The sequence below is a fragment of the Bradyrhizobium sp. HKCCYLS2038 genome (assembly GCF_051167655.1).
Taxonomy (GTDB): domain Bacteria; phylum Pseudomonadota; class Alphaproteobacteria; order Rhizobiales; family Xanthobacteraceae; genus Bradyrhizobium.
In genome coordinates, this window is record NZ_JBNPTM010000002.1 from 130008 (window position 1) to 149009 (window position 19002).

The window sequence follows — 19002 nt, forward strand, 5'->3', positions numbered from 1 at the left end:
GGCTATAGCCGGTCTATCAAGCATCGATCAGGTTGAAAACGGCGGCATGGCGCTTCAGACGATCCTGATCGACATATCCGGCAGGCCCTCGAGCTTGCACAGCAGCACGTCGCCCTTCACGACAGGGCCGACATTCTCCGGCGTGCCGGAATAGATGATGTCGCCAGCCTTCAGCTCGAAGGCTTCCGATAGCTTCGCGATCTGCTCGGCGACGCTCCAGATCATCTTGGTGAGATCCGAGTTCTGCCGGACCGTGCCGTTGACCGCCAGCGAGATCGCGCCCTTGATGAAATGGCCGACCTTCGCCACCGGATGGATCGGGCCGATCACGGCGGCATGGTCGAAACTCTTGCCGATCTCCCAGGGCTTCTTCTCGGCGGCCATGCCGTTCTGCAGGTCGCGGCGGGTCATGTCGAGGCCGAGTGCGCAGCCATAGACGTGATCGAGCGCGGATTCGGCCGGGATGTTGGTGCCGCCGGATTTCAGCGCGGCGACCAGTTCGACCTCGTGATGATAGTTCTTGGTCAGCGACGGATAAGGATGGTCGGCAACCTCGCCGATCGCGACGTTCTGGATCGCGTCGGTCGGCTTCTGGAAGAAGAACGGCGGCTCGCGGTTCGGATCGGAGCCGCGCTCGATCGCGTGCGCGGCATAGTTGCGGCCGATGCAGTAGATGCGGCGGACCGGGAACACGCTTTGCTCTCCGACGATCGGAATCGCGACCGGAGGCACTGAGAAGATCGGTGCCGGCCCGGCCGCGGCAGCGGCCGGTGCAGCCTCGGAGATCAAAGATGCGGAGGCCGCAGTTGCGACGGCCGTGGCGAGCAGCTCACGTCTTGATGTCGTCTTCATGTCCCTCGATCCAAATATCTCGATCCAACAGCGCGGCCCGTAAGGGCTCTTCAAAGAGACTTCGCCTCAGTGGGCTAGAGGATCCGGCCTCATCTGCACCTTGTAGACCTTCGGCGACGCCTCCTTGCCGCCCTCGCCGTGGAAGCTCGCGCGCGTTCCGGTCGTGGTCCAGAGACCACGCCCCTTCCAGCCGACGTCGGGATCGTCGATGCGGCCGTCGACATTCTTGGTGAAGAAGCCGAGCGGATAGGGATTGCGCATGTTGACGAACTGACCGTCGACGAGCGCGAGCAGCGACTCGCTGCCATTGGCGCTCGCGATCGGCACATTGGCGCCGAGGCCGAACGTATTGTAGCGATCCACCCAGACGTAATAGGCATGGTTGGCGCTGCCCTTCGCATCCAGACCGCTGAATTGAGGACCGGGCATCCGCCAGATCTTCCATCCCTCCGGGCACTGCTTGCCTTCGGCCGTCGTCGGCCCATTCAGCGGTCCCTTGCAGAGCCTGCGGTCAAAGCTCGCGAGATGTCCGCTGGACAGCACCGTCCACACCACGCCATCCAGTCCGATGTCGATGCCGCGCGGGCCGAAGGTCCCCTCCGGCGGCTGATACACTTCGGCGAGAGCGGTGTTGGCGGGATCGGCTCCGGGGACGACGCGAACCAGATATCCGGGCTGGTCGATGCGTGAGAAACCGCGGTCCATCGCCTGCCCCCAGATCGACTCATCGACCGGGCTGGGCATGATGCCGTAGAATGACGCCGCAATGCGCTTGTCCTTGGTCGGATCGACGGGATCCTTGTGCTCCACATAGGCGTCGCGCTTGCCGTTGCCATTGGTATCGATGATCAGCGGTGTCCAGCCCTGCGCCTTGACCGCGTCCCCGCTGGCGCGAAACTGCTTGGTGTCGAGCCAGCCGACGATGCCGCCGCCGAGCCCCGGCCCTCCGGAGCTCGTCCAGAGCGTCTGATTGGCATCGTCGTCGAAGTAGAGATGATGCGTCGTGAAGCAGGTATTGATCAGGTCCCATTTTCCAGTGGCGGGATCGAAGCGCGACAACTGGCGCAGCGACGTCGCCTGCGGCGCCACTTTCGCCGACGGCAGCTCCGAGCCCTGCTTGCAATAGTCCGGATTGGCCGGCGGCCGCAGGCGCGCGGTGAACCAGACCTTGCCCTGCTCATCCATCATGACATTGTGAATGCTGGTGTGGCCGTCCCAGATCGGCTCATCTCCCCAATAGGCCGAGGTCCCCCGCGGAGCATCCGTCGAGGACGGCGTCGCTGGATCGAGATACGGATGCTTGATCGTCGCCGCGATGTTCCTCACCGGGTCGAGGGTCGGAACGAGGTCCGAGCTCTCCTCCGAGGATCCGTAGATCAGGCCGTTGGCATTGACGCGCGGATTGCGCTTGTCGGTCGAGATCGCGTCGTGCTGGTAGCGCGTCGGCGCGGCCCAGTCCCACATCGTGTAGACGACGTTGCGCTCGAGACCCCTGGGACGATCTGGCTTGTCGAACGGCAGCTCGCCCGCGGCAATCCGGTCGGTCCATCTGGAAAACAGGTCATAGACCTTGTCAGGGCCCATGCTGGCGAGAACCGTCGCCATGTATTCCTGCGCCTGTCCCGCCTGGGTGCGCATCGCCCAGGCTGTCTGCGAGTCGTGCCCTTCCATGAACAGCTTCGGGATCTCGCGGATGCCTCGCGAGCCGAGCGCATGGCAGGACTGACACATGTTCTTGACAGTATCGACCCATTGCGCCTGCGACTTCATGGTCTCGGGCATCTTGTTGCCCTTGGGGCCAGTGCCGGGAAATTCCTCTGGCCTGGGGATGTCGAGCATCGAATACCAGTACATGCCGGGATAGTTCTGCGCGTCCTGCTTCGGCGATGCTGCTGAGGTCTTGAAATCGAGCAGCCTGCCGGGGCGGGCCTCCTGGCTCGCAGTGTCCTGGACGCCATAGCCGCGCACCCAGACCTTGTAGTTGGCTGCGGGAAGCTCGGGAATGACGAACCGCCCCCGATCGTCGGTGACCACCACCTTGGCATATCTCGTCGGCAGGTCGGTGGTCTCCGCGATCACCCAGACGCCCGCTTCCGGTCCGCTCGCGCCGATCACCTCACCGCCGATATCGCTGGCGGAAATCTCCACGTTGGCCGCCATCGCGGCGCCAGCATGCAGCAGCGCCGTTGCGGCAAGATAGCCGGCCCATCTCCAGCTCAGCTTCATGTTTCGTCCCTCCCGCCTCTTTTCTTGTTGTCCTCTCAGTGCGAACGGAGAACTGGGCGGCGACCCCGATCAGGCCACCAACAATCGACACAGCCGCCCGACATCGTCGATCATTTCGAGGTGCCCGACCATATCGATCAACATCTCGGTCTTCTCGCTTCCAAGAACGGGCATCAACAGATCCCTGGTTTTGGCGCTGACCGCCTCCGTACTCAGCGGATTTTCCCTGGTGCCCGGCGGATATTTGGTGAAATGATCGACCCTCCTGCCGTCGGTCAGAGTCACCTCGACGACGGCACCGCGCGGCGCCGCCGGGTCCATCAAGCCCTTGTCGCCCGCAAGCGTCACCTTCGCCCGCTGCTCCAGGATCGTCGGGTCGCGCATCAGCGCAACATCGTGGCTGTCGGCGAACGAGACGGCCCCCTTGACCAAGGCGAGCGCGACGAGGTGCTGGCAATTCACATCGGGCATTGCGCTGTCGCCGACGATCCCCATCGCATCGGTCGGAAGCCTGACCAGGATACTGCGGACGTTGTCCGGCGTAAGCCCGCGCTGCTGACGCAATGTCAGCAGTGCATCCAGCGGCGACTGGATCGGATAACCGACCGAAAAGGTCTTGATGGCGGTCTCGGTGACGTAGAAGCGGCTGCCGAGATCGCGGACCATCTCCTCCGGCTTCGGATCGCTCGACAGGGCGATGAACAGGTTGTGGGTGCCGTCGAGCACGTCATCCACGCCGGTCAGCCCTGCCATCACCATGTCGACCGCCATAACGCCGTTGCGGGCGCCCATGCCGGCGAAATCGAAGGCCTTCTCGATGTGATCCTTGTCCTTCACCCAGCTCCACAGGCCGGAGACCTGCTGCGCGGAATAGGAAATGGCGTGACGCATGGCCCTCTCGTCGAGCCGCGCGAGCAGGGCCGCGGCGCCGAGCGAGCCGAATGTCGACGACGTGCCCTCGGCGCTCCGATGCGAGCCGCGCACCAGGTCAGGCCCCAGCGCCATCAGCAGCCGGCACGTCAGGTCATAGCCGAGCGCGACGGCGCGGATCATCTCGCGCCCACTGCGATGCTCCCGCTCACCCAGCGCAAGCGCGGCAGGAACGACCGCGCATCCCGGATGCGCCTTGGTGACAGGCTCGAAATCGTCGGTCTCGTCGGCATGGCCGCACATCGCGTTGGCCATGGCTGCATTGACGGCCGTGGTGCGGACATCAGATCCGACGACGGACGCCTGCGGCTCGCCACCCAGGCTGCGGACGTACTTCAAGGCCATCTCGCCCGGATGCATGCGGGCGCCGGACACCATGGCGCCGAGCGTGTCGAGAATGCGGTGCTTGCATGCGACGACGACCTGCTCCGGCAGCTCCTGATCGCGCGCTGCAACCATGTAGCGCGCCAGGCGCTCCGTGACGCCCGGACTTGCGGAGCGCGCCGGGCGAATGCGCGTGGTCCCGAGCGCGGCGAGCGCGCCGGCCGATTGCAGGACGCGACGACGCGATGGCATGGTCGGCATCGCCATCGTCAGGCCGACGCCGACATTTTGGCGATGTCGGCTGCGCTGGTCAGGCTTTCGACGTTCCAGCAGGCATCCATGATCCGGCGGATCGAGGCCCCCGGAACGATGCCCTCGGCGAGATCGGAGAACTTGGCTTCGAGCTGCTGGTCGGTCATCGGGACCTCGACGCTGCCGACGGCGTGCTCGATGCGGCGGCTCAGCTTTCGCCCATCCTTCAGCACGATCGTCATCTCGACCTGTTCCGTCTTGATCTCGGGCGTCACAACGGGAACGACCTTGCCGCGCAGCGACAGCACAGTCGGATCTGTCACTGCGCGATCGCTGAATTGTTTCTCGCCTCCTGCGCCCTCGACGATCGCCACCGCCACGGCGTGATAGATGCTGAATTTTCCTTCGAGCCCCTGCTGCGGCGTCTTCTTGCCGGTCAGCTCGAGCACGAGCGGATTGACCCGGAGATCGACATGGTCGATCTGGTCGGCCGTCAGCCTGTTCTCGTTGCGCAGCTGGATCGCGGCATCGATCGCCGGGTGCAGCACGATGCCGCAGGCGAACGGCTTGTAGGTGTTGAGCGCAGATTCGTATCGCTTGCCGAGCTCGCCGACGATCTCGCTGAAATCCTGCTTGGTGCTGATGGTGTTGGCCCAACCGCGCTTGGCTTCGATCATGCCATCCGACGATGTGAAATTCTTCGCTGCCAGAATGGCGGCGAAGATGCCGTTCGACGCGGCACGGCCCGGGTTGAAGCTCTTGTTCATCGAGCCGAACGATTCACGCAGACCGACGGGCTGCGACGCAGCGAGGCCAAGCGCCCAGGTCATCTGCTGCTCGTTCAGCTTCAGCAGCTTGCCGGCGGCCGCAGCAGCGCCGAACACCCCGGCGGTGCCGGTGATGTGCCAGCCCACGTCATAGTGGTTTGGATAGACGGCATTTCCGATCCTGCACTCGGTCTCGATACCGAGGACGAGTGCATTCAGGAACTCCTTTCCGGAGACCGGCTGTAGTTCCGAGAGCGCGATGATCGCCGAGGCCACCGGGCCGGCCGGGTGGATGATCGTCTTCAGATGGGTGTCGTCGAAATCGAAGATGTGGCTGGACACGCCGTTGATGAAGGCGGCATTCATGATGTCGAACCGCTCGCGCCGGCCGAACAACGACGCCTGCTGCGGGCCGGAGAACGGCGCAAGCACGGCAACCGCGATGTCGACCGTTTCGTGTCGCGATCCGCCGATCGCGACACCGACCCAGTTCAGCAGCGTCCGCACGCCTTCCTTGCGGACGTTGACCGGCAGATCGTCATATCCCGCCGAGACGATATAACGGGCAAGCGTACGGGTGACGTCCTTTGGCGGCGCAACGGCAGGCGCCTGAGCTTGCGCGAAGGCGGCCTTCGCGCCCACTGCGGACAATGGAAGAACGGCGGCAGCCTGGAGCAGAGTCCTCCGATCAGTGTGCATGGGGCGTCTCCCGGGACTTGAACGATGCCAATTGCGCTGCGAGCCGGACCGCGCTCTCGAGCGCGCCGGTGTTCGCGATGCCCTTACCGACGATATCGAACGCCGTTCCGTGCGAGGGCGTGGTGAAGACGGTCTCGAGCCCGGCGGTGACCGTGACCCCGCGATTGAAGCCGCGTAGCTTCGTCGCGATCTGCCCCTGATCGTGATACATCGCGACGACGCTGTCGAATTCTCCGGCGAAGGCGCGGATATAGACCGTATCCGCCGGATAGGGACCGCTGCAGGCGATTCCCCTGCTCGCGAGCGCCTCGACCGTCGGCCTGATCATGTCGATCTCATCGCGGCCGAACAGCCCGCCCTCGCCGGCATGTGGATTGAGCGCCGCCACGGCGATGCGCGGCGCTGCGACGCCCGACCTCCGCATCATCAGGTCCACGAGCTCGACGGCGTCGATGATGCGCGCCGGGTTGATGTCGTTCAGCGCCTCGCGCAGGGACTGATGACCCGTGACGCGCGACATCCATTGCCCATCCAGGACATTCATTTCGGAAAAATAGGTTCTGTGTCCGAGCAGATCGGCGAACATCTTGTGCTCGTCGGGATATTTCCAGCCGCCGTCGAACATCGCACGCTTGTTCAATGGCGCGAAGGTGATGGCATCGATCTCGCCCGCCTTCGCGAGGTCGACCGCGCGCGACAGCGTCTCTCCGGTCAGCCGCCCGGACTCGGCGCTGGCTTTGCCGATCGGGTGCCTCGACGGGTCTGTGTTGCCAAGATCGAGCAGTTGCACCTTGCCGCTGGCCCACGAAGCCTCCCTGGGCGAGCCGATGCGCTCGATATCGAGCGTCACGCCGGCATGGGCCATCCCCATCTGCAGCACGCGGGCGTCTCCCACCACGAGGAGACGCGCGGCATCGGCGAGCCGGCTGTCGGAGAGAATTCGTGCGGTCTGTTCGGGGCCGATGCCGGTGCAATCACCGGGAACCAGAGCCACGATCGGCAGGTCGTTGTCGGGAACCATGGATTCTACTTCACTGCTTTCATCTGTGCGACCCGCATCCAGTCGTCGCAATTGAACTCGCCGTCCCATTTGGCCACCACGATCGCGGCGACGGCGTTGCCGATCGTGTTGGTGATCGCGCGTGCCAGCGACATGAACCGGTCGATCCCGAGCAGCAGCGCGAGGCCTTCTACCGGCAGTCCGGCTGCGACGACGGTCGCAGCCAGTGCGGCAAACGCCCCGCCCGTCACGCCGGCCGCACCCTTGCTGGTGAACAGCATCACCACGAACAGGCTCAGCTGCTGCGCCGCGCTCAGCTCGATGCCATAGACCTGGGCCACGAAGATCGTGCTCAGCGGCAAGGTCAGCGCAACGCCATCGAGATTGAACGAATAGCCTGAGGGAATGACGAGACCGGTCACGGCGCGCCCCACGCCAGCCCTCGGCAGCTTCTCCATCATTCCGGGAATCGCCGTCTCGGACGACGATGTTCCGAGCACGACGAGCAGCTCGGCGCGCAGCAGCCGCAGCAGATCCATCAGCCGAATTCCAACCAGTCGGCAGATCGTCCCCAGGACGATGAAGATGAAGAACGCCATCATTGTCCAGGCGGTGCCGACCAGCAGCGCCAAGGCGTATAACGTCGCAGCGCCGAACTTCCCGACCGTGAAGGCCATGGCGCCGAACGCCCCGATCGGCGCCAGCATGACCACGACATGGACCACGCTGAACACCAGTTCGGTCAGCCGCTCCATCCCCGAACGCAGCGGCGGCGCCTTGTCGCCAAGCAGCAACAGGCCAATGCCGCACAACAGCGCCAAGACGAGAACCTGAAGCACATCGCCGCTGGCAAACGCGCCGAAGAAGCTCTCCGGAATCATGTGCTGGATGTAGGCTGACAACGATCCGACGTGGGTCTGCGCATAGCGGGCGACGGTTTCTGCCTGTTGGGGCGTGGCGTGCGCCACGCCTGCACCTGGCCGGATCCACTGCACGACGAAGAAGCTGAACAGCAGGCAGAGCGTCGTAACGATCTCGAAATACAGGAAAGCCTTCAGCCCTATTCTGCCGACCGCCTTCATGTCGCCGACCTGCGCGATGCCGGTGACCACGACGAGGAAGACCAGCGGCGCAATCGTCACCTTGATGAGCGAGATGAAGCCATCAGCGAGCGGCTTGAACTCGAGCGCCGCGGCCGGAAAAACGGCGCCGAACAGCACCCCGAGTGCGGCGCCAGCAACGACCAGCACGTAGGGCTCACGCCATAGCGAGCTCGCACGAGCAGCTGTCGCCGACCTCGCGAGCGGCCCGGATAAGGGAGTCGTTGCGATCGTCACGTCCATGTCCTCCCGGCTTCTCGTTTCCGGCTTCGGCAACCAAGCCTTACCCGCTCTTTTCTTTTGGCATGACATTGGACCAGCGGCCGTGGCAGTGCTAATGCCGTATTGGAATGATTTAAGAAAGAACCTGCATAATGGATCTGGGGTGGTTCGAGGATTTCCTGGCTATCGCGGAGGAAGGTGGCTTCTCTCGTGCAGCTCACCGCCGTCACGTGACACAGCCGGCGCTGAGCCGTCGGATCAAGTCGTTGGAAGCATGGCTTGGAGCTCCCCTGTTCGAGCGCAGCACTCACGTGGTGAAGTTGACGCACGCGGGAGAAAGCTTCCGTCCCGTGGCGGAGGACGTCATTCGCAGGGTGTCGAATGGCCGCGAGGAGGCCCTGGAGGCGGCGCGCCTCAAGGCCGAGACGATCCATTTCGTTGCCACCCACGCATTGTCACAGGCGTTTTTTCCGAACTGGATACGCCGGGTCGACCGCGCCCGGGCCGGCTCCGCCGTTCAGCTCGTGGCCTCGAACTATGCCGGTTGCGAGAAGCTCATGCTGGAGGGCCAGGCCCATTTCATGCTGGCGCATTACCATCCCTCGCTCGTCAGCCGCCTCGACAGCGACCGCTTCCAGCGCATCGAGCTTGGCAACGACATGCTGATCCCGATCAGCGCCCCCGGCTACAAAGTCGTCAGCCGCGGCAAGCGTCGGCGACAATCGATGCCGCGGTTCGCGCTGCCGGGCTCTGCCGACAGGCCTCTGCCCTACCTCGCCTACCACCCGGGATCTGGCGTCGGCCGCATCGTGACCTCGTTCCTGGCCAAGAAAGAGCCGACCGCGATGCTGGTCCCGAGCTTCTCGGCTCCGGTGATGCTGCTCATCAACATGGCCCGCGAAGGCCGCGGGATCACCTGGGCGCCACACAGCCTGGTCGAGCCGGATCTTGAAAGCGGCCGGCTCGTCAGAGCAGGTCCGAAGGACTGGGATATCAAGATCAGCATCGCCCTGTTTCGTGCCCGCCCCCGCATCACACAGGCCGGCGAAGCCTTCTGGACCACGGTCAGGAAGCTGGGAGCGGCCTAGCGCTGCCGCTGCCAGTCAGCAGGCTCTTGGGTCATTCGCCATTTCGGCGCGCGATCTGAGACGTCAGCCTTTGATCTCCCTCTCACATGACGAAGGCAACGGGGAAGATACCGAGAAAGTTCTTCGTTGCCAGAACATCGAGATAGACGTCGTCGGTTCTCGCCCGATGACAGCAGTCGCTTGTGTCCTTGTCGAAAACGGTGTCGGAATCGCGCTCGTGGAGCACGGGCGGCCCGCCTTCTTCAGTCAACGCAAAGTGGCGCTACGCCGCTTCAAGCCGTCGATCCGTGCTACGTTCTATGCATATTGCTCGAAACGGCCACGCCGCGTTACCGAAGAAGCGAGCTCGCGGAATGCTTGAGCTCGGTCGGCGCCGAGGACATGGCGATCCCGTGCAGATCCGCCTTGCCATTTCGGACCGAAGCGACGCGCCATTTCGCAAGCTTGGCTCGGCACGCCCAAACCTGCCGATTAGCTCGTGGATCTTCCCCCTTTGGCGCACTATAGCAACCAAGTAGCGGCACGGATGCCCGCTCTCATTGCGGAACTGAACATCACTCGGCGCGCCGAACTCCAATCTATCGCCAGTCTCGAGCACAGTGGGTTCCCCCCTCATCGATCACGACCTTGCCTTCCAAAACCCAGAGCACCTGCCGGATCAAGGCGTAGGCCGATGCTGGTGCAGATATCGCTGCACCCGGCGGAAGCACGACCTCGACCAATTCCAACGGCAGGCTCGCACTGAGATAGATCTGGCGGCGACGGTAGCCGCTGGCGGGATCCATCCATGTCGGTTGTTCGTCTCGGCTCAGGTGGCGCGGAGCCGAAGCCTTTTCCGATAGGAGGTCGGCCAGCGTGGTTTCGAATGCCGCCGCAATCCGCATGAGGACTGTGGCGGTGGGGCTGGCCTCGGAACGTTCGACCTTGCTCAACATGGCGCGCGACACGCCCGACCGCTGGGAGAGTTCTGCAAGCGACCAACTGCGCATTGCGCGTTCATCTGCGATCCGCCGCGCGAGCGCAGCATGCGCAAGCCGCCGGGCCGCGACCGCGGGCTTGGTGTGCTTGTCCACCCGATCGACGACAACCTCGTTCGAACACCCGAGCTGATTGCCGCGTGAAGCCGCCTCCGAGAGACGGCTGGAGCTAGTCACGCACCTCAGACTGTCAGTGTCCTGCGCAGCTCATTGCGAACCGGCCGGGCCCGCTGCGCACCATCCCCATTGCGGCATCGGCCATTCGCCCTCGGGCTTTTGCACGCCGGGACCCGAGTTGATCACGGCCAGCTGCGCAAACATCGGTGCGAGCAGCGGGTCGTCGGGCACTTTGCGATAGAACGCCTCGGTGAGCACCCTCAGCCTCTCGCGCCCGCCCGCCCAGTCCGCGAGCGCAGGCGGGCTCACAACGTCCACGCCTGACTCGCGCGGCCAGGCATCGTCCGCGTCCGTGAACCCGTTGCGGGCATGCGTGCCGTCACAGAAGGGCTTCGCGCCCGATCCGCCACATCGGCAGAGCAGAACATGGGTGCATTTGGCAAAGGTACGGCCAGTGCCACTCACCATCTCCGCATCTCCGCAGGTCCCGCGACCTCGAGCGGCCCGTCCTTCATGGGTGTAATCGTCAGTGTGCCGTCACGCGGGTCGAGCGGGCTGTAGCTTTGGGTGTCCGGCTCGCCCGTCGCGGTGAAACCGAACGTGCGTGACTTCCGTCGCAGAACGGCTTGTTGGCTGACGCACCACACCGGCATAGCGTCCGCCGTCGTACCGGGTCGGAGGTGACGTGCCCGTCGATCTGGATACGGGCATTGACCGCGTAAGGACCGACTTGCCGCAATCGGATCGTGTTGACGGGAGGATCGACTTCGTCGAGCTGCGAGTCGACGGCGGCAAAGGTGATGGCGCCCGACGGACAGTTGCGCGCCACGGCCGCCAGAGCCGGTGTCAAGCGTCACCCGGAACTGCCCCCTTTGCGTCACGAAGAACTGCCCCACCATCGGGTTTATGATCTCGGTTGAAGGTGGTTTCCGCCGGTGACGGGACGGAGGGAGGCGGAGCCGACCGGAGACCCGTCACCGGCGGGCGCGCGGATCAGGCCGCTCTTGCGCTTGGTGCGGAGGCGGTAGCTGTCGCCGCGGATGGTCAGGACCAGCAAGCGATCGAGGATCGCGGTGGCGACCACCGGATCGGCGATCGCGGTCCTGCGGTCTCACCGAACCGTGCGAATGGCGGCGAACAGAACGGCGCCGAGCAGCGCTGCGGCGGCGGCCAGCGCGAACAGCGCCGGATAGCCGGATGCGTTGATGGCGGCCGCGGCGAGCAGCGGGCCGGCGATCTGTCCTCCGGTGTTGGCGAAATTGAGGATGCCGAGGTCCTTGGCGGCGGTGGACGGGTTGGGAAGCACCGCGATGTTGAGCGCCTGATCGACGGCATTGAAGGCGCCGAAGCCAATGCCGGCAATCACCGCATAGAGCACGATCATGGTCGGCGTCGGCGCGAGGAACGGCATGAACACGCCGAGCGCGATCATCAGCGAGGAGATGATCACGGGAAGCTTGAGCAGACCGAGCTTGTCGGCGACCGGACCGGCGATGAAGGACATGCCGATGCCGGCAACCATGATGATCGTGGCGGACAGCGCGATGGTGCGGCCGGCGTCGGGCTTGGCGAGCATCATGTAGTCCGTGAGGATGTAGAGGAGATATCCCTGGATCGAGAACTTGGCGAGCAGGATGAGGAATTTGCCGAACAGCGCGAGATAGTAGTCGCGGGCGCCGCGGCTGGCGAAGGCAAAGTTGTCGCGCAGCATGCGTGCGGAGAATTTCTCGCGCGGCAGCGCCTGGCTGGATGGCTCGCGGAAGAACAATGCTGCGGCGGGGCCGGCCAGCGCGGTCAGCAGCCCGAGCACGATCAGTCCGGTCGAGGTATTGCCGAGGAATTGCGCACCGATCACCTGGCCGAGCCCGACGCCGATGCCGAGGCCGAGCGCATAGGCCGACGCGGCGCTGCCGCGGTGGCGCGGCGAGATCCGATCCGCGAGCGTGGCGAGCAGCGGAGCGATGATGGCGTTGAGGAAGATCTGGTAGATGGCCCAGACCGCGATCAGGGCACCGGTCGTGGCGACCTGCCCGAGCGCCGCGAGGCTGAGCAGCGAGCCCACGGCGCCGAACCAGATCCACGGCGTGCGGCGGCCCCAGCGGCTTCGCGTCAGATCCGAGCAGGCGCCGATGACCAGGTTGGCCATCGTCGCGACGATCATGGAGATGGTGGCGTTGAGCGCGATGATCGCGGCCTTGTTGGCCGGATCGATCTCCGCGACGCGCGCCGGCAGCAGCACGCCGACGGCGCCAAGATAGGCGACGATCCAGCAGAACGCGCAGATCGCGAGCCCGGCGGCGAGCCGCAGGGGAAAGCCCTGCTGCGCGGTGTCGTGCGTTGCTGCCGCCGCGACCGCCTGGGCCGGGTCTGTGGCGCGTTGCTGGGTCGACATGGCCGTGGCTCCCTCCTGGTGTTTCATAGCCGGAGCGTGGTCGCTGCCGCGTCGGCGTCGCCCCAATGCTGGGCGGCCTCGAGCACGATCTCGCCGGCGGGGATGTAAAATGCGCGCGCCGCCGCGTCCCAGCGCGCCAGCGGCTGCAGCGCGACCGTGAGGCGCGCGGTGGCCGTTGCGCCGGCGTCGAGCGGCACCAGCGTGAAGGCAAGCAACTCGCGCTCTCCGGCGCGGTCGCCGTCGCGGCGGGTGCCATAGATCTGGATGTTGGCCTGTCCAGCGCGGGGCCCGACATTGGCAACGGCGACCGACAGCTCCAGGGTGTCGCGGCCTTGGGCGACGACATCGATGGTGCGGATCGAAAATCGCGTGTAGCTGAGGCCGAAGCCGAGCGGATAGAGCGCAGCCCTGCCGTCGCGCGCAAGCTTGCGCTGGCCGAACCAGCGGTCGTAGCTGATCGCGTGGGCGTCGATCGCGAAGAACGGCAGGTCGTGCTCGGATTCCGGAATCGCGTAAGGCAGGCGGCCGGCGAAGTTCTCGCGGCCGAGCAGCAGATCGGCCAGGGCGTGCCCGCCCTCCATGCCGGCGTACCAGCCGATCATCAGCGCCGGCGCCTGCCGGTGCCATTCCGACATGATCACGGCGCCCGCCGCGACCACGACGACCACCGTGCGCGGGTTGGCGGCAGCGACCGCGCGGATCAGCGCGACGTCGGCCTCGGGCAGATGCAGGTCGCGGCGGTCGCCACCCGCTTCGGGCCGCCCTTCGGCGGCACGCACCCGCTCCAGCATGGTCGCCAGCACGGCACGCTCGTCCTCGTCGCGCGGCGGCGGGTAGAGCGCCATCAGATCGTCCCGGGCATAGACGCGCCCGTTGACCCACTCGCCCTCCTCGGCCGCGGTATAGCCGACCACCACGACGGCCACATCGCTGTGCGCCGCGAGCGCCGCTGCGGCGGCCGGATCCGTGCCGTCGGCGTGATGCAGCTCGGCGCCCGGCAGCGCCGCGCGCAGCCCGGCCAGCGGCGTCACCACCGACGGCGGATGCACGTTCGAGGAGCCGTGGTCGCCGAGATTGGGCAGGTCGGCGAGCCGGCCGAGCACGGCGATGCTGGCGAGCCCGGCCGCATCGAACGGCAGCACCGGTACGCCATCGCAGTCGGCGTTGCGCAGCAGCACCATCGACCGCACCGCCGCGCGGCGCGCCAGCGCCACGTGCTCGCGGCCTGCGATCACCCCGCGCGCGGGCTCTTCGGCATCGCGCTCTGCATGGTGCCGCAGCTGCGTGGCGAGCAGCCTGAGGCAGGAGGTCTCGACCCGCGCCCAGCTGGTCTCGCCCGCATCGAGCGCCGCGCGCAGCCGCTCCGCGCGCAGCTGCGCGAACGGCGCCTCGAGATCGAGCCCGGCCTCGAGCGAGGCGGCCGCACCCCGGATCGCCCAGATGAAATCACTCAGCACGAAGCCGTCGAAGCCCCATTGCTCGCGCAGCACCTCTGTCAGCAGCGGCCGGCTGGCGCTGGCCCAGTCACCATTGATGCGGTTGTAGGCGCACATCACGGCGGCAGCGCCTGCCGCCAGCGCCGCGCGGAAATGCGGCAGATAGTCCTCCTGCATCGTCTCCGGGCCGGCCTGCACGTCGACGTCGAAACGCGCATTCTCCATCGAGTTGAGGGCATAATGCTTGACGCAAGGCATCGCGTTGCGCCGGGTGCCGCGCACCAGCGCCGCGCCCATTTCGCCGAGCAGCACGGTCTGATCGGAATAGGTCTCCTGGGCGCGTCCCCAGGCGGGATGACGCAGCAGGTTGATGCAGACGCCACCAAACAGATTGCCTCCGGACGCCCGCACTTCGCGGCCGATCGCAACGCCGATCTCGGCCTCGAGCGCAACGTCCCAGGACGCGCCGCGTGCCATCGAGACCGGAAAGGCGGTGCCGTGTCCGACCACCACGCCGCGCGGGCCATCGATGAAGCGAATGCCGGGAATGCCGAGCCGCGCATTCGATCCCATCGGATAGGGAACATGGTTGTAGCCGTGGGTCATGATGCCGGAACGGCCGCGCCAGAACGGCGTGTCGCCATGCAGCAGAGCGAGGCGCTCCGCATCCGAAAGCTGTGCGTAGAGCTCGCACGCACATGCGCCGGCATCCACGCCGTTTCGGACCTGTGCGGCCAATGTTTCGAACAGGTTGGCCTGCGCGCCGGCCTCAGCCGTCGCGGCCTCCACTCGCGGCGCCGCGTGGGTCAGCGGACCCTCCCATGATTTTCTTTGTACTTGGTAAGCACCAAGTTATGGAAACCATAAACCCACCTCGCCTGTGAAGTCAATCGTTGGCGGAGGCGAGCTGGGGCGGCGCAGTCGATGCGCGGTCGAGGCGCAATACCCGTGGTCCCCGGAAACCTGGGTGGCTCGCCGGAAGGCCGGCCGCTGCCGCCGTTGAAGACAACTACTGACGTCCCGCTCGCCGCAGGCCGCTGCGGTGTCCATCCCCGGCCTTGGCTTGCGGTCCGAACAGCACACGGGCGGCCGACCGCCATTCCCGCACCAGGTCGATCTGCTCGCGGTTACGCAACCAGCGCAGCTGGACACCATCCATCACCGCGAGCACGAGCCTGGCCCGCGCGGCGGGCGCAACGTCCAGCGTCGAGCGCGCCGAGGCGAAGGTCGCGATCACCAGCTGCTCACGTTCGAAGAAGTAGTCGTGCACGGGGTGCGTCGGCTGCAGCGCCTCGGCGCTGAGAAGGGCATAGAGCCGGACGATCTCAGGCTGCTCGGCGTTGCGCCGGACGATCGCCTCGCACACCTTCTCCAGCGGCAGCGTGCGAATGACGTCGTAGAGATCCGCCCGCGCGACGCCGAGCCGGGCGGCCAGCGCGCAGCGATCCTGCTCGTCGCGGTGCTGGACCACGGCGAGCAGCAGCTTCTCCTTGCTGCCGAAATGATGCAGCACGGCGGTGTCCGTGATCTGGCAGCGGAGCGCGACGTCCTGGATCGATACGCCCCAATAGCCCCGCTCCGCGATCAGCGCCGACGCCACGTCGATGATCTGCGCCTTGCGATCCGCGGCCGGCATCCGCTGGCCTGCTGCCCTGCCCGAGGCACCCATGTCCTAGTCGCTTCTCACGTCCATCTCGTGCCGGCTGCGGCGCTGCGGCAGATCGCACCTTGCCAAGCCTTCAGCTGCAAAGCAATTGCGAGGGCCGCCAGCCCCACCGCAATTTGCGTGATCTCACCGAGTCTGGGCCGGCGAGTGCCGCCCTTCACGCCGCAATCATTTGGCCGCCCCGCGGAACATGCGGGACACCATAAAAGGGCCCTCCCCGACTGCTGCGATAAGAGCCCCTTTGCCCGTGAGCCAAGGGCTGGCGGCTTCACCGCATTGCGTCAAGCGGGCCGACTGAGCTGGCCGGCCCTCCAGGCGCCACAACCTATTGCAGCTGAACCATCGACGGTGCGAGCTTCTTCAACGCCGTCTCATTGACGAACGTCCGCATGACCTCACGCGTCGGCTTGCTACCCTTGATGGCGCCCTTTTCCACCAGCCAAGCCCCCTGGTCGACCAGAAGATCGACAAGTTGATCATCCAGACGGGTCGCGAAGTCGAAGTCGGGCCACATCTGACCGAGGGTTGCCACGCTGAAGCCGCCGTTCATGTTGTCGGCAACGAGTTGCTGCACCAACGCCGGCTCCTGGCGAATGATGGCATCGGCTTTCAGCAGAGCCGAGACGAACTTCTCGACCACGTCGGAGCGGGATTTGAGCATCACCGAGGACGCAGCGATGATGTTATGCACGGCATAGTCCGAGCTGCGAAGCTCGCGATAGTCGGGACCGAGTGCCTTGGCCGCGGCCTCATAGAACGTCGGGAACGGCACAGCCACCTCAATGTCCCCGCGGACCATGGCAGGAACGAGGTCCGGCGGGGCGGCGTTGACGATCGTCGCTGCAATCCCTTCTCGGGCGAACAGTCGGCTGGCGAAATAGTCGAGGTTGGCGCCGACCGTGAGGCCAACCTTCCGGCCGGCAACATCCTTCACCGACCTCAGATCGAGGAATTTGGCGTTCGCGATCAACCTGCTGCCGCGATAGCGACTCAGATCGGCGATGACCGCGAACGGTTGCGCCCGCATCGCCCCGATGGTCGCGGGCAATTCGGCCATGAAGGCAAGATCGATCTGACCTCCGACCAGGGCCTCGAACGCCTCGCGACCGGATGCGAACGGCACGGTTTTCACGTCGAGCCCGGCTTCGCGGAACAACGATCTGGCCAGCGCAACGTCGATCTGAGGCGTCTGCGGATTGGGTGACCAGGCGAGCGTGACCGAGGCGAGTTCTGCCGCCCTCGAGGGCAGCGTGATCAGACCCCAGCAGGCGACGAGGAGCGAGAGCAGGATGCGCGGCATGCGATGACCTTTCGTTGGCTGCGAGAACAAGGCTGGTCCCGCGACTTCAGACGATGATTTCCAGCTTCAGGAGCTCGATCAGTTCTTCACGCAGGCGAAGCGTCTGCGCATCGAAGCGTGATACCGAGCGCGGTCGCGAAGCGGCAACGGGACAGGTTTTGACGATACGCCCGGGATTGGCGGCCATGACGTGGACGACATCCGCGAGCAGCAGTGCTTCGTCGACATCATGGGTTACGAACAGCACCGTCGCATGATGATTCTCCCAGATCCGAAGCAGGAGCTCATGCATGCTGAGGCGCGTCTGCGCGTCGAGCGCGCCGAAAGGCTCATCCATCAGCAGCACCATCGGACTGCCGGCCAGCGTACGCGCAATGGCGACGCGCTGCTTCATGCCTCCCGACATCTGGCCTGGATATTTGTCACTGGCTCTCGAAAGGCCAACCTCGGCCAAATACATCCGGGCCCGCTCGTCCATCTCGGCCTTCGACAGGCCAAAGCGCTTGAGCGCGAACTTGACGTTTCCGAGTGCCGTCAGCCACGGAAACAGCGCGTACTGCTGGAAGATGATCCCGACGCGGGGATCGGAGCCATTGACAGCCTCGCCGTCGATCAGGACCGCACCCGACGTCGGGGCAAGGAATCCCGCCACAGCATTGAGGATGGTGGACTTGCCGCATCCCGACGGACCGATCAGCGCCGTGAACGTTCCCGCCTCGAGCCGGAGGCTCGTCTCGGCCAGCACCTGGGTTGCACCAGCGCGGGATTCGAAATGAACCTCGAGCCCCTCGATGCTGACGCACCCCGGAGCACGATCGGACGGCACAGGCGACGACGATGCGGATTGACGCGAGGCCATGTCAGCCCTGCTCCCAATGCACGATGCGACGACCGATATGGCCGACAATCAGGTCGAGGACCGCGCCAAGCACGCCGAGCTCGATCAGAAGCGCGAACATGCGATCGGTCCGGATGTACTGACGCGCGTCCTGCAGGCGGTAGCCGATGCCAGATGAAGCTCCGCTCAGCTCGGCGGCCACAAGGCTCAACAATGCCAGCGCGACACCGAGCCGAATGCCAGCCACGATGTGCGGGGCCGCCGCCGGAATGACGACCGTGAAGAACTCGCGCGCTCGCGACGCGCCGAGGCTTCGCGATGCGCGGATATAGATCTCGGGTACGTACTCCATGCCGTGGTGGGTGCTGAACCAGACCGTCTGGAACACCGTGTAGGAGATGAGAAAGTACTTCGAGCCCTCGCCGATCCCGAACCAGACGATAGCCACCGGCACCAGCGCAATCGCGGGAATCGGGCGCAGCACGCGGAGGAAGGGGCTGAGCAGCACACGCAACAGCACCGTGCGGCCCGTGAGAAGACCCGTCAGAATTCCAAGCGTCGTGCCGATCAGGAACCCGACCGAGGCGCGTGACATCGACGCCGCCAGATCGGAGCGGAGCTGGCCGGTCTGGTACAATTCCTGGGCGGCCTCCCAGACCTCGCCAGGAGAGGGAAACAGCGCGGCCGGAATGACGCCGGACCTGGAGACCAGCAGCCAGGCCAGGATGACGATCGCGAACGAAAACAGCGACTGAAATGGCTGCAGGACGGCGGCGATCTGCGCGCGCAACCTGTCCCGTGAAGCATGATCAGTTC

General features: G+C 65.4%; 17 protein-coding genes and 1 pseudogene. 2 read left to right on the forward strand and 16 right to left on the reverse strand.

Features of this window, described 5'->3' with window-relative positions:
- Positions 1 to 54 precede the first annotated feature (54 nt).
- The 6 genes from ACQR1I_RS09820 to ACQR1I_RS09845 form a co-directional block, all read right to left on the reverse strand.
- Complete coding sequence (locus ACQR1I_RS09820) at positions 55 to 852, reverse strand: fumarylacetoacetate hydrolase family protein (RefSeq protein ID WP_434864418.1); 798 nt, start codon at positions 850 to 852, stop codon at positions 55 to 57.
- A 66-nt stretch (positions 853 to 918) separates the two neighbouring features.
- Positions 919 to 3078: a carboxypeptidase-like regulatory domain-containing protein gene (locus ACQR1I_RS09825; RefSeq protein WP_434864419.1), complete on the reverse strand. Its 2160-nt coding sequence runs from the start codon at positions 3076 to 3078 to the stop codon at positions 919 to 921.
- A gap of 69 nt (positions 3079 to 3147) precedes the next feature.
- Positions 3148 to 4584 (reverse strand): MmgE/PrpD family protein, encoded by a 1437-nt coding sequence (locus tag ACQR1I_RS09830; protein ID WP_434864420.1) that lies wholly within the window; start codon positions 4582 to 4584, stop codon positions 3148 to 3150.
- A gap of 17 nt (positions 4585 to 4601) precedes the next feature.
- The gene (locus ACQR1I_RS09835; RefSeq protein ID WP_434864421.1) at positions 4602 to 6050 is read right to left on the reverse strand and encodes an MmgE/PrpD family protein; all 1449 of its coding nucleotides are present in this window, start codon (positions 6048 to 6050) and stop codon (positions 4602 to 4604) included.
- On the reverse strand, positions 6040 to 7071 hold the full coding sequence (locus ACQR1I_RS09840; RefSeq protein ID WP_434864422.1) for a PdxA family dehydrogenase: 1032 nt from the start codon (positions 7069 to 7071) through the stop codon (positions 6040 to 6042). The genes ACQR1I_RS09835 and ACQR1I_RS09840 overlap by 11 nt, the downstream gene beginning before the upstream one ends.
- A 5-nt stretch (positions 7072 to 7076) precedes the next feature.
- On the reverse strand, positions 7077 to 8300 hold the full coding sequence (locus ACQR1I_RS09845; protein WP_434864423.1) for a cation:dicarboxylate symporter family transporter: 1224 nt from the start codon (positions 8298 to 8300) through the stop codon (positions 7077 to 7079).
- Between the two features lie 224 nt (positions 8301 to 8524).
- Between ACQR1I_RS09845 and ACQR1I_RS09850 the strand changes: the two genes are divergently transcribed.
- Both ACQR1I_RS09850 and ACQR1I_RS09855 read left to right on the forward strand, forming a co-directional pair.
- On the forward strand, positions 8525 to 9460 hold the full coding sequence (locus ACQR1I_RS09850; RefSeq protein WP_434864424.1) for a LysR family transcriptional regulator: 936 nt from the start codon (positions 8525 to 8527) through the stop codon (positions 9458 to 9460).
- Positions 9390 to 9821 (forward strand): LysR substrate-binding domain-containing protein, encoded by a 432-nt coding sequence (locus ACQR1I_RS09855; RefSeq protein WP_434864425.1) that lies wholly within the window; start codon positions 9390 to 9392, stop codon positions 9819 to 9821. The genes ACQR1I_RS09850 and ACQR1I_RS09855 overlap by 71 nt, the downstream gene beginning before the upstream one ends.
- A 217-nt stretch (positions 9822 to 10038) precedes the next feature.
- Here the strand turns inward: ACQR1I_RS09855 and ACQR1I_RS09860 are convergent, their stop codons facing one another.
- The 10 genes and pseudogenes from ACQR1I_RS09860 to ACQR1I_RS09905 form a co-directional block, all read right to left on the reverse strand.
- Positions 10039 to 10614 carry a helix-turn-helix domain-containing protein gene (locus ACQR1I_RS09860; RefSeq protein ID WP_434888726.1) on the reverse strand — a complete coding sequence of 192 codons (576 nt, stop codon included), beginning with the start codon at positions 10612 to 10614 and terminating at the stop codon, positions 10039 to 10041.
- A gap of 30 nt (positions 10615 to 10644) precedes the next feature.
- Complete coding sequence (locus ACQR1I_RS09865) at positions 10645 to 11022, reverse strand: CDGSH iron-sulfur domain-containing protein (protein WP_434864427.1); 378 nt, start codon at positions 11020 to 11022, stop codon at positions 10645 to 10647.
- A gap of 58 nt (positions 11023 to 11080) precedes the next feature.
- Positions 11081 to 11383: a CDGSH iron-sulfur domain-containing protein gene (locus ACQR1I_RS09870; protein ID WP_434865112.1), complete on the reverse strand. Its 303-nt coding sequence runs from the start codon at positions 11381 to 11383 to the stop codon at positions 11081 to 11083.
- A 75-nt stretch (positions 11384 to 11458) separates the two neighbouring features.
- Positions 11459 to 11656 (reverse strand): annotated as a pseudogene (locus ACQR1I_RS09875) (ATP-binding protein); the annotation flags it as partial.
- 9 nt (positions 11657 to 11665) lie between these two features.
- Complete coding sequence (locus tag ACQR1I_RS09880; RefSeq protein ID WP_434864428.1) at positions 11666 to 12946, reverse strand: MFS transporter; 1281 nt, start codon at positions 12944 to 12946, stop codon at positions 11666 to 11668.
- Between the two features lie 23 nt (positions 12947 to 12969).
- On the reverse strand, positions 12970 to 15171 hold the full coding sequence (locus ACQR1I_RS09885; protein WP_434864429.1) for a glycoside hydrolase family 3 C-terminal domain-containing protein: 2202 nt from the start codon (positions 15169 to 15171) through the stop codon (positions 12970 to 12972).
- 220 nt (positions 15172 to 15391) lie between these two features.
- Entirely contained in the window at positions 15392 to 16018 is a 627-nt protein-coding gene (locus tag ACQR1I_RS09890; RefSeq protein ID WP_434864430.1) for a TetR/AcrR family transcriptional regulator, read from the reverse strand.
- A gap of 355 nt (positions 16019 to 16373) precedes the next feature.
- Entirely contained in the window at positions 16374 to 17348 is a 975-nt protein-coding gene (locus ACQR1I_RS09895) for an ABC transporter substrate-binding protein (RefSeq protein WP_434864431.1), read from the reverse strand.
- A gap of 46 nt (positions 17349 to 17394) precedes the next feature.
- Positions 17395 to 18207 (reverse strand): ABC transporter ATP-binding protein, encoded by an 813-nt coding sequence (locus ACQR1I_RS09900; protein WP_434864432.1) that lies wholly within the window; start codon positions 18205 to 18207, stop codon positions 17395 to 17397.
- 1 nt (position 18208) lies between these two features.
- On the reverse strand, positions 18209 to 18976 hold the full coding sequence (locus tag ACQR1I_RS09905) for an ABC transporter permease (protein WP_434864433.1): 768 nt from the start codon (positions 18974 to 18976) through the stop codon (positions 18209 to 18211).
- Positions 18977 to 19002 lie beyond the last annotated feature (26 nt).

Coding starts and splice junctions, on each gene's coding strand:
- ACQR1I_RS09880 (WP_434864428.1), bottom strand. CDS start 12,946: ATGTCGACCCAGCAACGCGCCACAGACCCGGCCCAGGCGGTCGCGGCG.
- ACQR1I_RS09865 (WP_434864427.1), bottom strand. CDS start 11,022: ATGGTGAGTGGCACTGGCCGTACCTTTGCCAAATGCACCCATGTTCTG.
- ACQR1I_RS09895 (WP_434864431.1), bottom strand. CDS start 17,348: ATGCCGCGCATCCTGCTCTCGCTCCTCGTCGCCTGCTGGGGTCTGATC.
- ACQR1I_RS09890 (WP_434864430.1), bottom strand. CDS start 16,018: ATGCCGGCCGCGGATCGCAAGGCGCAGATCATCGACGTGGCGTCGGCG.
- ACQR1I_RS09840 (WP_434864422.1), bottom strand. CDS start 7,071: ATGGTTCCCGACAACGACCTGCCGATCGTGGCTCTGGTTCCCGGTGAT.
- ACQR1I_RS09900 (WP_434864432.1), bottom strand. CDS start 18,207: ATGGCCTCGCGTCAATCCGCATCGTCGTCGCCTGTGCCGTCCGATCGT.
- ACQR1I_RS09835 (WP_434864421.1), bottom strand. CDS start 6,050: ATGCACACTGATCGGAGGACTCTGCTCCAGGCTGCCGCCGTTCTTCCA.
- ACQR1I_RS09825 (WP_434864419.1), bottom strand. CDS start 3,078: ATGAAGCTGAGCTGGAGATGGGCCGGCTATCTTGCCGCAACGGCGCTG.
- ACQR1I_RS09820 (WP_434864418.1), bottom strand. CDS start 852: ATGAAGACGACATCAAGACGTGAGCTGCTCGCCACGGCCGTCGCAACT.
- ACQR1I_RS09850 (WP_434864424.1), top strand. CDS start 8,525: ATGGATCTGGGGTGGTTCGAGGATTTCCTGGCTATCGCGGAGGAAGGT.
- ACQR1I_RS09830 (WP_434864420.1), bottom strand. CDS start 4,584: ATGCCATCGCGTCGTCGCGTCCTGCAATCGGCCGGCGCGCTCGCCGCG.